This window comes from Pseudomonas sp. RG1, assembly GCF_025910115.1.
Classification (GTDB): Bacteria; Pseudomonadota; Gammaproteobacteria; order Pseudomonadales; family Pseudomonadaceae; genus Aquipseudomonas; species Aquipseudomonas atacamensis.
In genome coordinates, this window is sequence record NZ_JAPCIK010000001.1 from 76467 (window position 1) to 88845 (window position 12379).

General features: G+C 59.2%; 13 protein-coding genes and 1 pseudogene. 10 read left to right on the forward strand and 4 right to left on the reverse strand.

The genetic code is table 11. The features are described 5' to 3' along the window. Positions 1-111: 111 nt before the first annotated feature. From coaBC to OK411_RS00400, 6 genes and pseudogenes are all read left to right on the forward strand, one after another. Complete coding sequence (gene coaBC, locus OK411_RS00375) at positions 112-1320, forward strand: bifunctional phosphopantothenoylcysteine decarboxylase/phosphopantothenate--cysteine ligase CoaBC (RefSeq protein WP_016772551.1); 1209 nt, start codon at positions 112-114, stop codon at positions 1318-1320. Between the two features lie 5 nt (positions 1321-1325). After that, positions 1326-1781, forward strand: a complete 456-nt coding sequence (dut, locus tag OK411_RS00380) for a dUTP diphosphatase (RefSeq protein ID WP_016772550.1) — start codon at positions 1326-1328, stop codon at positions 1779-1781. Between the two features lie 239 nt (positions 1782-2020). After that, positions 2021-3424, forward strand: a pseudogene (locus tag OK411_RS00385) (phosphomannomutase/phosphoglucomutase); the annotation flags it as partial. Between the two features lie 17 nt (positions 3425-3441). Continuing rightward, positions 3442-4347, forward strand: coding sequence for an acetylglutamate kinase (argB, locus tag OK411_RS00390; RefSeq protein ID WP_264364245.1), 906 nt, complete (start codon positions 3442-3444; stop codon positions 4345-4347). Positions 4348-4783: 436 nt separating this feature from the next. After that, a complete protein-coding gene (locus OK411_RS00395; RefSeq protein ID WP_016772546.1) occupies positions 4784-5356 on the forward strand; it encodes a hypothetical protein in 573 nt (190 codons plus the stop codon). Continuing rightward, a complete protein-coding gene (locus tag OK411_RS00400) occupies positions 5343-5726 on the forward strand; it encodes a hypothetical protein (protein ID WP_125916843.1) in 384 nt (127 codons plus the stop codon). Before OK411_RS00395 ends, OK411_RS00400 begins: the two co-directional genes overlap by 14 nt. Before the next feature lie 141 nt (positions 5727-5867). Here the strand turns inward: OK411_RS00400 and pyrE are convergent, their stop codons facing one another. After that, entirely contained in the window at positions 5868-6512 is a 645-nt protein-coding gene (gene pyrE / locus OK411_RS00405; RefSeq protein ID WP_016772544.1) for an orotate phosphoribosyltransferase, read from the reverse strand. 82 nt (positions 6513-6594) lie between these two features. On the opposite strand from pyrE, the gene OK411_RS00410 reads away from it, so the two are divergent. Next, the gene (locus tag OK411_RS00410) at positions 6595-7374 is read left to right on the forward strand and encodes an exodeoxyribonuclease III (RefSeq protein WP_016772543.1); all 780 of its coding nucleotides are present in this window, start codon (positions 6595-6597) and stop codon (positions 7372-7374) included. Between the two features lie 65 nt (positions 7375-7439). On the opposite strand, the gene gltS is transcribed toward OK411_RS00410, so the two are convergent. The 3 genes from gltS to rph form a co-directional block, all read right to left on the reverse strand. Then, the gene (gltS, locus tag OK411_RS00415) at positions 7440-8648 is read right to left on the reverse strand and encodes a sodium/glutamate symporter (protein ID WP_264364246.1); all 1209 of its coding nucleotides are present in this window, start codon (positions 8646-8648) and stop codon (positions 7440-7442) included. Between the two features lie 370 nt (positions 8649-9018). Further along, positions 9019-9387, reverse strand: coding sequence for a DUF4870 domain-containing protein (locus OK411_RS00420; protein WP_016772541.1), 369 nt, complete (start codon positions 9385-9387; stop codon positions 9019-9021). A 24-nt stretch (positions 9388-9411) separates the two neighbouring features. Continuing rightward, positions 9412-10134, reverse strand: coding sequence for a ribonuclease PH (rph, locus tag OK411_RS00425; RefSeq protein ID WP_024014799.1), 723 nt, complete (start codon positions 10132-10134; stop codon positions 9412-9414). A 268-nt stretch (positions 10135-10402) separates the two neighbouring features. Between rph and OK411_RS00430 the strand changes: the two genes are divergently transcribed. From OK411_RS00430 to rpoZ, 3 genes are all read left to right on the forward strand, one after another. Beyond that, positions 10403-11266, forward strand: a complete 864-nt coding sequence (locus OK411_RS00430; RefSeq protein ID WP_264364247.1) for a YicC/YloC family endoribonuclease — start codon at positions 10403-10405, stop codon at positions 11264-11266. Between the two features lie 11 nt (positions 11267-11277). Next, positions 11278-11898 carry a guanylate kinase gene (gene gmk / locus OK411_RS00435; RefSeq protein WP_039757364.1) on the forward strand — a complete coding sequence of 207 codons (621 nt, stop codon included), beginning with the start codon at positions 11278-11280 and terminating at the stop codon, positions 11896-11898. 168 nt (positions 11899-12066) lie between these two features. Then, the gene (gene rpoZ / locus OK411_RS00440) at positions 12067-12330 is read left to right on the forward strand and encodes a DNA-directed RNA polymerase subunit omega (protein ID WP_008030604.1); all 264 of its coding nucleotides are present in this window, start codon (positions 12067-12069) and stop codon (positions 12328-12330) included. Positions 12331-12379: the final 49 nt, after the last annotated feature.

The following is a 12379-nucleotide window of genomic DNA, read 5'->3' on the forward strand; positions in this document are numbered from 1 at the left end:
CCGCTGTTCCGTAGCGGTCGCTGTGATATCGTAGCCCATCTTTTTGGCGGTCGATTCAACCCTGGGGAGGGGCATCGCACCGCAGTCATCAACGAAATGAAAGGCAGACCTATGCAGCGGCTGTATCGGAAACGCATCGTTCTGGGCGTCGGCGGCGGCATTGCGGCCTACAAGAGCGCCGATCTGGTTCGCCGCCTGATCGACCAGGGTGCCGAAGTGCGCGTGGTCATGACCCATGGCGGCGCCGAATTCATTACCCCGCTGACCATGCAGGCCCTGTCGGGCCACCCGGTTCACCTCGACTTGCTCGACCCTGCCGCCGAAGCCGCCATGGGCCATATCGAGCTGGCGAAATGGGCCGATCTGGTGCTGATCGCCCCGGCCACCGCCGACCTGATCGCCCGTCTGGCCCAAGGCATTGCCAACGATCTGCTGACCACGCTGGTGCTGGCCACTGATGCCGTGGTTGCCGTCGCACCAGCGATGAACCAGGCGATGTGGCGCGACCCGGCGACCCAGGCCAACCTGCAACTGTTGGAGAGCCGTGGCCTGAAGACTTTCGGCCCGGCCTCGGGCAGCCAGGCCTGCGGCGACGTCGGCATGGGCCGCATGATGGAAGCCACCGATCTGGCACTGCTCGCCGCCGATTGCTTCCAGCGCCAGGCCCTGACCGGCAAGCATGTGGTGATCACCGCCGGCCCGACTCAGGAAAACATCGACCCGGTGCGTTACATCACCAACCACAGCTCCGGCAAAATGGGTTTTGCCCTCGCCGAAGCAGCCGTGGAAGCCGGCGCCCGTGTGACGTTGATCAGCGGCCCGGTGCACCTGCCGACGCCGGATCGCGTGACGCGGATCGATGTGGTCAGCGCCCGCGACATGCTCGCCGCCTGCGAATCGGCCATGCCTTGCGATGTGTTCATCTCGTCGGCAGCGGTGGCGGATTACCGCCCTGAAGTCGTCGCCCCGCACAAACTCAAGAAAGATCCTACGAGCGGTGACGGCTTCGTCCTGCAAATGGTGCGCAACCCGGACATCCTGGCCACCATCGCGACCCGTCCCGACCGTCCGTTCAGTGTCGGCTTCGCTGCCGAAACCGAACACCTGCTCGACTACGCTGCACGCAAGCTGAAGGACAAGAATCTCGATCTGATCGTCGCCAACGACGTCGCCAACCCGAGCATCGGTTTCAACAGCGAAGAAAACGCCTGCAGCGTCATCGACCGTGAGCTGCACGCCACGGTTTTCGCCCAGACCAGCAAGAGCAAGATCGCTCGCCAACTGGTCACTTTTATCGCCGAACGTCTGAACCAGGTTTAATTTACATGCACGCTTTGCAAGCCAAGATCCTCGATCCACGCATCGGTACCGAATTCCCGCTGCCGCAATACGCCACGCCGGGCTCCGCCGGCCTCGACCTGCGCGCCATGCTGGAACAGGACATCGTGATCAAACCGGGTGAAACCGTGCTGATTCCCACCGGCCTGTCGGTCTATATCGGCGACCCGAATCTCGCCGCGCTGATCCTGCCGCGCTCGGGCATGGGCCACAAACACGGCATCGTGCTGGGCAATCTGGTCGGCCTGATCGACTCCGATTACCAGGGCCCGCTGATGGTTTCCTGCTGGAACCGCGGCCAGAGCGACTTCACCATGACTGTCGGCGAACGCCTGGCGCAATTGGTGCTCGTGCCGGTGGTTCAGGCGCATTTCGAAATGGTTGAAGAGTTTGTCGAGACCGAGCGCGGTACCGGCGGCTTTGGCCACACTGGCACCAAATAACCGGATAGAAATTATGGTGGTGAGGGGGTTTATCCCCTCGCCACAAAAAATGCGCTACATCGGCAGCAGGTTTTAACACCGTAATTCAAGGTTTTGCCGGCCGAAAGCCACGCCAGTCGAGGCGTCATGGCCCTTTCATAGCACGAACTCTCTGTGGAAAACGCCGTCATACCCTTCAGTTTGAGCCTGCCGTCGAATCATTCGCCGGTCTGTCCCGCCCTTTTCGAGATGGAGCATGTCCACAGATGAGCACCCCCGCCAAGATCGCCCCGAAGCTGCCTGACAGCATTTTCCGCGCCTACGACATTCGTGGCACCGTGCCGGAATTCCTCAACGGCGAAACCGCCTACTGGATCGGCCGTGCCATCGGCTCGCAGAGCCTGGCCCAGGGCGAACCGAATGTGTCGGTCGGTCGCGACGGCCGCCTGTCCGGCCCGGAGCTGGTCGCGGAACTCATTCGCGGCATCGCCGAGAGCGGTTGCCACGTCAGCGATGTCGGTCTGGTGCCAACGCCAGCGCTGTATTACGCCGCCAACGTGCTGGCCGGCAAGTCCGGGGTGATGCTCACCGGTAGCCACAATCCGTCGAACTACAACGGTTTCAAAATCGTCATCGCCGGCGACACCCTGGCCAACGAACAGATTCAGGTGCTCCACGAACGCATCAAGAACAATGACCTGAGCAGCGGCCAGGGCAGCGTCACTCAGGTCGAAATCCTCGACCGCTACAACACCGAAATCGTCCAGGACATCAAACTCGCTCGTCGCCTGAAAGTCGTGGTCGACTGCGGCAACGGCGCGGCCGGTGTGATCGCCCCGCAACTGATCGAAGCGCTGAACTGCGAAGTCATCCCGCTGTTCTGCGAAGTCGACGGCAACTTCCCTAACCATCACCCGGATCCGGGCAAACCGGAAAACCTTGTCGACCTGATCGCCAAGGTCAAGGAAACCAACGCCGATATCGGTCTGGCCTTCGACGGTGACGGCGACCGCGTCGGCGTGGTGACCAACACCGGCAGTATCGTCTACCCGGATCGTCTGCTGATGCTGTTCGCTCGCGACGTAGTGGCGCGTAACCCGGACGCGGAAATCATCTTCGACGTTAAATGCACCCGTCGCCTGGTGCCACTGATCAAGGAATACGGCGGTCGGCCGCTAATGTGGAAGACCGGTCACTCGTTGATCAAAAAGAAAATGAAGCAATCCGGCGCGCTGTTGGCCGGCGAAATGAGCGGGCACATCTTCTTCAAGGAGCGCTGGTTCGGTTTCGACGACGGCATCTACAGCGCCGCACGTCTGCTGGAGATCCTCAGCAAGGAAAAATCCACCGCGGAAGAGCTGTTTGCGACCTTCCCGAACGATATTTCCACGCCGGAAATCAATATCCATGTGACCGAAGAGAGCAAATTCAGCATCATTGATGCACTGCACGATGCTCAGTGGGGCGAAGGCGCCGACCTGACCACCATCGACGGCGTGCGGGTTGATTACGCCAAAGGCTGGGGCCTGGTGCGCGCGTCCAACACCACACCGGTGCTGGTGCTGCGCTTCGAGGCCGATGACGAGGCTGAATTGCAGCGCATCAAGGATGTGTTCCACGCCCAACTGAAACGCGTTGCACCTGATCTCCAACTACCGTTCTGATCCACCCGGAGCCCTGAATGACCCTCGAACGCGAAGCCGCCGCCAACACTGCCAAGGTCCTGTCCGAAGCGCTGCCTTACATCCGACGCTATGTCGGCAAGACCCTGGTGATCAAATACGGCGGCAACGCGATGGAAAGCGAGGAGCTGAAAACCGGCTTCGCCCGCGACATCGTGCTGATGAAAGCCGTGGGCATCAACCCGGTGGTCGTGCACGGTGGCGGCCCGCAGATCGGTGATCTGCTCAAGCGCCTGTCGATCGAAAGCCATTTCGTCGACGGCATGCGCGTCACCGACGCGGCGACCATGGACGTGGTGGAAATGGTCCTTGGCGGTCAGGTCAACAAAAGCATCGTCAACCTGATCAACCGCCATGGCGGCAGCGCCATCGGCCTGACCGGTAAGGATGCCGGGCTGATTCGCGCGAAGAAGCTCACCGTTTCCCGCCAGACCCCGGAGATGACTCAGCCGGAAATCATCGACATCGGCCACGTTGGCGAAGTCGTCGGCATCAACACCGAACTGCTGAACCTGCTGGTCAAAGGCAACTTCATCCCGGTCATCGCGCCGATTGGCGTCGGTGAGAGCGGCGAGTCGTACAACATCAACGCCGACCTGGTGGCGGGCAAGGTTGCCGAAGCACTGAAAGCTGAAAAGCTGATGCTGCTGACCAACATTGCCGGCCTGATGGACAAGTCGGGCACCGTGTTGACCGGCCTGAGCACGCAGCAGGTCGACGACCTGATCGCCGATGGCACGATCTACGGCGGCATGCTGCCGAAGATCCGCTGCGCACTGGAAGCGGTTCAGGGTGGCGTAGGTAGTTCGTTGATCATCGACGGTCGTGTGCCGAACGCGATCCTGCTGGAAATCTTCACTGATACCGGTGTGGGCACGCTGATCAGTAATCGCAAGCGTCCTTGATGGCTGATCGCTGAAAGCAAAAGATCGCAGCCTTCAACAGCTCCTACAGGGATTTCGCACACGCGAGAATCCGCTTTTGTAGGAACTGACGAAGGCTGCGATCTTTTTATGCGCGCAGGAAAAGCCTGACTCCACACAGCGAAACGTCCGACATCCCTTCAGAATAAATCTCCATAGGATCTTCCCCTCATCCAACGGAGATCTTCCCATGCAAAAAAACAGCGTTCCTTACGGCAGTGACATTTCGGCTGGCACTTACGCCTGCGTGGACTGCGGCCGAGAATATTCAGCCCCTTCGCAGACTTCGATGCCGCCCTGCCCTGACTTCACCGAAGCCTCTCACCCACTCAAGGGCTGGAAAGTGCTCACCGGCCAAGGAGATGCACCCCAGGATCCCTACCCAGCCGCCAGCGACAAATAACCGGAGCGGCGACTCATGCAGATCTCGTTCACGATCGACGCCGACGCTTTCGAGCAGGAACAGAAGGAACCGGTGAAAAAGACCTTGCGCATCGGCGACGCTGAAATCGCCCATGCGCTGGAGCGCATCGCCAAAGCCAGCCTGACCGAATACCTGAAAATGCTGGTCGAGGGCGGCATGCCCAGCCGGGCCGACGAAGCCAAGCAAGATCGCCTGCTGTATCTGATTCAGAGTTACTTCGGGCAAACCCTGCCGACCGAATCGCAGATCTCGACGATCTTTCAGCTGACCCAGAGCCAAAGCAAAACCCTGTTGAAAAACACCGTTTCGCGTTTTCGCAACCAGCTCGACGACATCCTGCAGCACAGCATGCGCGCCGTAATCCAGTCCGCCGAGCATGCGCAAAACGTGTTTCTGGTGGTGATCAGCTCGGACGTGATCCGCGATGAATTGAACATGCTCATCACCCAGAACGAGCCGACCTTCAAACCCATCACCAAACGCAAGGGCAGCGCCGGGCAGTTCGAGATCAGCGAAGATTCCCACGCATTGCTCTGTGCAACGCTGGGTCTGAATGCCGTTCAGTGACATCGTCGCGGTCAGTGGCTTGCTGCTGACCCTGACCACGTTCATGTTCAATCTGGCGTGGCCGGCGCTCAATGAAGCGCTGGCTGAGGATGAATTTCAAAAAGGTTCGCAGGGCCGCAAGCGCAGTCGAGACAAGGTGATGGCTGCTTTCTACTGGCGAGCATTGCCATTGACGTGCGCTTTCGTGGCGCTGTTTTACGTTAACTTGCCGGCAGCAGTCGGGATCATGCGCAGCAGCACGCTGGAGCTTTGGGATTTCGATGTGGATCGCACGTTGTACGTGATGGTGGTGGTTGCGCTGCTGGTGTTTGCGCTAGTGAACGCTGCATTGGCGCTGAGACTGCTGATGAAATGGCGAAATCTGCGTTGATCGCCAACAAAAAAAGACCCGGTTCAGCCTGCCTGAACCGGGTCTTTTTTCTGTGGGAGCGAGCCTGCTCGCGAACGCCTAATGTGCCTCACATCGCTGACAGGTGACGGCCATTCGCGAGCAGGCTCGCTCCCATATTGGTCACACGCCAAACTGCGCGCGGTACGCTTCCACGGCTGGCAAATGCTGTTTGAGCTGCGGATCGTCGGCGAGGAACTCCAGCACCTGATTCAGCGAGACAATGCTGATCACCGGGATGCCGAAGTCGCGCTCGACTTCCTGGATTGCCGACAACTCGCCGTTGCCACGCTCCTGACGGTTCAGTGCGATCAGCACACCGGCGGCCTTGGCGCCGTCCTGAGAAGCGATGATCTGCATCACTTCACGAATCGCGGTGCCGGCGGTGATTACGTCGTCAATGATCAAGACTTCGCCAGTCAGCGGTGCGCCAACCAGGCTGCCGCCCTCGCCGTGGGCCTTGGCTTCCTTGCGGTTGAAGCACCATGGCAGGTCACGGCCGTGATGTTCGGCCAGCGCAACGGCGGTCGTGGCCGCCAGCGGAATGCCTTTATAAGCTGGGCCAAACAGGACGTCGAAGGAGATGCCGCTTTCGGCGATGGCGGCGGCGTAGAAACGCCCCAGCTGCGCCAGGGCCGAACCGGAGTTGAACAGGCCGGCATTGAAGAAGTAGGGACTGGTGCGCCCGGACTTCAGGGTGAACTCACCGAAGCGCAAAACGCCGCGATCGATGGCAAAACGAATGAAATCGCGCTGATACGCTTGCATGAAAAAAACCCCAAATACCACGGATTTAGCTAATTAGCTTGACGCCGTGTATCATACACGCACGCGATTTTTGGGGCCATTTATGCGGATCATCAGTGTGAACGTCAATGGTATTCAGGCGGCAGTCGAGCGCGGTTTGCTCAGTTGGCTGCAAGCCCAGAATGCCGACGTCATCTGCCTGCAGGACACCCGTGCCTCCGCCTTTGAACTGGATGACCCAGCCTTCCAACTGGATGGCTACTTCCTTTATGCCTGCGATGCTGAAGTCCCTGCCCAAGGCGGCGTGGCTTTGTATTCGCGGTTGCAACCGAAGGCTGTCATCAGCGGTCTCGGTTTCGAGACGGCCGACCGCTACGGGCGCTACCTGCAAGCAGATTTCGACAAAGTCAGTATTGCCACCTTGCTGTTTCCTTCGGGGATGAACGGCGATGAAGACTTGAACCAGAAGTTCAAGCTCATGGACGATTTCGGCAAGTACCTGGACAAACAGCGACGCAAACGTCGCGAGTACATTTATTGTGGCTCGCTGTACGTTGCGCAGCAGAAACTCGACATCAAGAACTGGCGAGACAGCCAGCAATCTCCAGGCTTCCTGGCGCCGGAGCGCGCCTGGATGGACGAGATTGTCGGCAACATGGGCTATGTCGATGCGCTGCGCGAAGTCAGCCGCGAAGGCGACCAGTACAGCTGGTGGCCGGATAACGAACAGGCCGAGATGCTCAATCTGGGCTGGCGTTTCGATTATCAGATCCTGACCCCGGGCCTGCGTCGCTCGGTGCGCAGTGCACGCCTGCCGCGTCAGCCACGGTTCTCGCAGCACGCGCCGTTGATCGTCGACTACGACTGGACGCTGACCATCTAAGCGTCCTCGCAGCCAAAAAAAATGCCCGCATCGTGAGATGCGGGCATTTTTTATGCGCCGGCTGTCTAGACGGCCGCGAAGAATGGCAAGGTCAGGTACAACTTGATCACGATGACGTTAACGATATCGATGAAGAACGCTCCTACCATCGGCACCACCAGAAACGCGATCTGCGAAGGGCCATAGCGCTGCGTCACCGCTTGCATGTTGGCAATGGCCGTAGGCGTGGCGCCCAGACCGAAGCCGCAATGTCCCGCAGCCAGCACTGCGGCATCGTAGTTGCTGCCCATCACCCGGAACGTCACGAAAATAGCGAACAGCGCCATGACCAGCGCCTGCACGGCCAGAATGATAAAGATCGGCAATGCCAACGCCGCCAGATCCCAAAGCTTCAGCGACATCAGCGCGATCGCCAGAAACAGCGAGAGGCTGACATTGCCGAGCACGGAAACTTCGCGCTCGAATACCTGATACAAGCCAAGCGCTGACAGACTGTTGCGCAACACCACACCCACAAACAGCACGCAAACAAACGTCGGCAGTTCGAATGCAGTGCCATGCAGCAAGCCATTTAGAAGGTTGCCTGCGAGCAGGCTGACGGCAATAAGCGCCAGCGTCTCGACGAACGAAAACGGCGTGATCGAGCGTTCCTTGTTTGGCTGTTCAAAGCCTTTCGGCAGTCGCGGCGCTTGCTGGGGACTGCAGCCCGGCACTTGCACGCGCTTGATCAGCAACCGCGCGACGGGACCACCGATCAGCCCACCGAGCACCAGACCGAACGTCGCTGAGGCCAGCGCCAGTTCCGAAGCCGAGGCCAGGCCATATTTCTCGCTGAATACCGCGCCCCATGCGGCGCCCGTACCGTGGCCTCCGGCCAATGTGATCGAACCCGTCAGCAAGCCCATTAAAGGATCGAGTCCGAGCAAGGTTGCCAATCCGATGCCCATGGCGTTCTGCACCACCAGCAAGCCAATGACCGCCAGCAGGAAGATGCCGACGATGCGCCCGCCCTTTTTCAGGCTGGCAAGGTCGGCACTCAAGCCAATCGTGGCAAAGAACGCCAACATCAACGGTGTTTGCAATGATGTATCGAAGCGAACTTCAATATCGAACGTACGCAATATCAACAGGAGCACAGCAACCACCAGGCCACCCGCTACCGGTTCAGGAATATTGTAACTTCGCAGAAAGCCGACACGCGCAACAAGTCCGCGTCCGAGCAGTAGTACTAAAGAAGCGGCCACGAGCGTGCCGTAGAAATCGAGCTCAATCATGTGGATTATTCTTGGCTAAGTATTCACGAGGCGAGCGTTTACCTGGGCTCGACGGGTGAACCGGCTGATTTTATCAACACTGATTACTGGGGAATTCAAGTGCCATCGATGGCTTGAACATATCGGAATGTTTCAACCGAAACATTACATCGGGCAACTTTAACAACCAGCTCGCGCCAATAACAAGAACGAGAATAAGCACGCGGTCGATCAGTTGTGACCAAAGATGTAATAGAGAAACATCAGCAAATAAATGCCAAACCGCACATCGACAACAGACTAGTCCTACAACAAAAACCAATTATTGAGTTGCACAAATAAAAATGCCCCGATAAGCCGGGGCATTTCCATATTGCGATACAACAGACTGTTACTTGATCAGTCGCCAAGTGAACGGATATCTGTACGGGAAACCTTCGTTGGCTTTGACCCCTGCAATGATCGTCAGGACCAATGCCGCGATTGCCAGCAAACCAAAGAGGAAGAAACCGATGATCAGCAGCATGAGCAGGAAGCAGATCATTGAGGCTATCGCCACCGTGATCTGAAAATTCAGTGCTTCTTTGCCCTGTGCATCGATGAACGGGTCCTTCTCGCGCTTCATCTGCCAAAGGATCAGCGGCCCGATCAGATTGCCGAACGGAATCCAGATCCCCAGCAAGGCGGACAAGTGACAGAACATCGCCCACTGGCGAACCTCCTGGCTCGGTTTGGGCAGCAACTCTTGCTCGTCACTCATCACGTCCTCCTTGTGGTCAAAATCTCAGTCGGCCAGCGCAGCCTTCTGCAATTCGAAGATTTCGTTCATGCCCTGCTTGGCCAGTTCCAGCATGGCATTGAGCTCATCAGGCTGGAACGGCGCGCCTTCAGCGGTGCCCTGCACTTCGATGAAGCCGCCGGTGCTGGTCATCACCACGTTCAGGTCGGTTTCAGCTGCAGAATCTTCAAGATAGTCCAGATCCAGCACCGGCTCGCCCTGGTACATGCCGACCGAGACCGCACCGATCATCTGCTTGAGCGGGTCACCGCCTTTCAGGCCACCGCGCTTCTTGATCACTTTCAGGGCATCGACCAGCGCAACCATGGCGCCGGTGATGGACGCGGTGCGAGTACCGCCATCGGCCTGGATCACGTCGCAATCGACGTACAGGGTCACGTCGCCGAGCTTGGACATATCCAGTGCCGCGCGCAGGGAGCGGCCGATCAGGCGCTGGATTTCCAGAGTACGACCGCCCTGCTTGCCACGACTGGCTTCACGCTGGTTACGCTCGCCGGTGGCGCGCGGCAGCATGCCGTACTCGGCAGTCAACCAGCCCTGGCCCTGACCTTTGAGGAAACGCGGCACGCCGTTTTCGACGCTGACGGTGCAGATGACTTTGGTATCACCGAATTCGACCAGTACGGATCCCTCGGCGTGTTTGGTGTAGTTGCGGGTGATGCGGATCGAGCGGAGCTGATCGGCAGCGCGACCACTTGGACGTTTCATAGGGATACCTGTACTGAGGACGGAAAACTGCCGAGCATTATAGAGCGCTGCACCGCGAGTGGGCACTGGTTAAAACCGCCGGCCGACGACCGAAGCCCCTCAAGCGCGCATAACCGACGGGCTGCAGCGCTTTGTCACACCGTGTGTTTGGGCGCATTCGCCGCACTGCGCTACAATCCTGCGCCTTTGCTGCCAGTCGGCTTAAATTCATTGAAATCGCGCCTGCGAAACAGCGTTTCGCGCCGATCTGCATTGCGAGGTCACCGCCATGGTGCACAGCATGACCGCCTTCGCCCGCGTCGAGAAAGCCGGCGTTCAGGGCACCCTGAGCTGGGAACTGCGCTCGGTCAACAGCCGCTATCTGGAACCGCACCTGCGCTTGCCCGAATCGTTCCGCGATCTCGAAGGCGCCGTGCGTGAAGCGCTGCGTCAGGGCCTGTCGCGGGGCAAACTGGAATGCACGCTGCGTTTCACCGAAGAAAGCACCGGCAAACCGCTGCAAGTGGACCGCGAGCGCGCCGCGCAACTGGTGGCCGCTGCGGAAACCGTCGCCGGGCTGATCAAGAGTCCCGCCGCGCTGAATCCGCTGGAAGTGCTGGCCTGGCCCGGCGTGCTGGTGGCCGATGCGACCGACCCGCAAGCGCTGAACGCCGAAGCGCTGGCGCTGTTCAACCAGGGCTTGAAGGATCTGAAGGCTGGCCGCGAGCGCGAAGGCGCGGAGCTGGCTCGCTTGATCAACGACCGCCTGACGTCCATCGAAGAAGACGTGGTGACCCTGCGAGAACTGGTGCCGCAGATGCTCGCCACCCAGCGCCAGAAGGTCCTCGACCGCTTCGCCGACATGAAGGCCGAGCTCGACCCGCAGCGCCTGGAACAGGAAATGGTCATCCTCGCGCAAAAAAGCGACGTGGCCGAAGAACTGGATCGCCTGAGCACTCACATCATCGAAGTTCGCCGGGTGCTCAAGTCCGGTGGTGCCGCCGGGCGGCGTCTGGACTTCCTGATGCAGGAGCTCAACCGCGAAGCCAACACACTGGGCTCCAAAGCCTTCGACCCGCGCAGCACCCAGGCCGCCGTCAACCTCAAGGTGTTGATCGAGCAGATGCGCGAACAAGTGCAGAATATTGAGTAAGGCTACCTGACATGACCCAACACACCGGCACCCTGTACATCATTTCCGCGCCATCGGGCGCGGGCAAGAGTAGTCTGGTCAAGGCGTTGACCGACGCCGATCCGGAGATTCGCGTTTCCGTTTCGCACACCACCCGCGCCATGCGCCCGGGCGAAGTGGACGGCGTGAATTACCACTTCGTGACCCGCGAAGAGTTCGTGAAGATGGGCGAGCACGGCGACTTTCTTGAGCGCGCCGAAGTCTTCGGCAACTTCTACGGCACCTCGCAAAGCCGTTTGCAGCAGACCCTGGACGAAGGTCACGACCTGATTTTGGAAATCGACTGGCAAGGCGCCGAGCAAGTGCGCAAGCTGATGCCGCAAGCGCGCTCGATCTTCATCCTGCCGCCATCGCTGCAAGCCCTGCACCAGCGCCTGACCAACCGTGGCCAGGACAGCGACGAGATCATCGACGGCCGCATGCGCGAAGCAGTCAGCGAGATGAGCCATTACGTCGATTACGATTACTTGATCATCAACGACGATTTCGCCCACGCGCTGGACGATCTGAAAGCGATTTTCCGCGCCAATCAGCTGCAACAGAAACGCCAGCAAGTGCGTTTCGGCAAATTGCTGGCTGAATTGCTCGGCTGAAACAGCACTTCCCAAAATGCCTGCAAGCGCTTTACATTGGTGCTTGCAGCGCGTTGAAGGGTCTGGTCAAAAAATCAGCGCTTCCCTAATCGCTGGTGATTTTTTAAACTGCTCAGTCCGCTCGCCCAACCGGGCAGCGCGCATATTGCATTCGCTCCGAGGAATACCATGGCCCGCGTAACCGTTGAAGACTGCCTAGAACACGTGGAAAACCGCTTTGAGCTGGTCATGCTCTCTACCAAGCGTGCCCGTCAACTGGCCACCGGCGGCAAAGAGCCATTGGTGCAGTGGGAAAACGACAAGCCGACCGTTGTCGCGCTGCGTGAAATTGCTGAAGGCCTGATGAGCTACGAGTTCATCGCCGAGCAGGAAATCGTCCAGGATGAACCGCTGTTCGCAGCGTTCGAGGACGAGTCGAACGAGGCCGTCTAAGCCTATGCCTGGTCGACGTAGCACGGCGCGGGGTCACAGCTTTCGGCAG

Coding starts and splice junctions, on each gene's coding strand:
- OK411_RS00400 (WP_125916843.1), top strand. CDS start 5,343: ATGCCGTTCAGTGACATCGTCGCGGTCAGTGGCTTGCTGCTGACCCTG.
- gltS (WP_264364246.1), bottom strand. CDS start 8,648: ATGATTGAGCTCGATTTCTACGGCACGCTCGTGGCCGCTTCTTTAGTA.
- pyrE (WP_016772544.1), bottom strand. CDS start 6,512: ATGCAAGCGTATCAGCGCGATTTCATTCGTTTTGCCATCGATCGCGGC.
- gmk (WP_039757364.1), top strand. CDS start 11,278: ATGACCCAACACACCGGCACCCTGTACATCATTTCCGCGCCATCGGGC.
- argB (WP_264364245.1), top strand. CDS start 3,442: ATGACCCTCGAACGCGAAGCCGCCGCCAACACTGCCAAGGTCCTGTCC.
- rpoZ (WP_008030604.1), top strand. CDS start 12,067: ATGGCCCGCGTAACCGTTGAAGACTGCCTAGAACACGTGGAAAACCGC.
- OK411_RS00430 (WP_264364247.1), top strand. CDS start 10,403: ATGGTGCACAGCATGACCGCCTTCGCCCGCGTCGAGAAAGCCGGCGTT.
- rph (WP_024014799.1), bottom strand. CDS start 10,134: ATGAAACGTCCAAGTGGTCGCGCTGCCGATCAGCTCCGCTCGATCCGC.
- OK411_RS00395 (WP_016772546.1), top strand. CDS start 4,784: ATGCAGATCTCGTTCACGATCGACGCCGACGCTTTCGAGCAGGAACAG.
- dut (WP_016772550.1), top strand. CDS start 1,326: ATGCACGCTTTGCAAGCCAAGATCCTCGATCCACGCATCGGTACCGAA.
- coaBC (WP_016772551.1), top strand. CDS start 112: ATGCAGCGGCTGTATCGGAAACGCATCGTTCTGGGCGTCGGCGGCGGC.
- OK411_RS00420 (WP_016772541.1), bottom strand. CDS start 9,387: ATGAGTGACGAGCAAGAGTTGCTGCCCAAACCGAGCCAGGAGGTTCGC.
- OK411_RS00410 (WP_016772543.1), top strand. CDS start 6,595: ATGCGGATCATCAGTGTGAACGTCAATGGTATTCAGGCGGCAGTCGAG.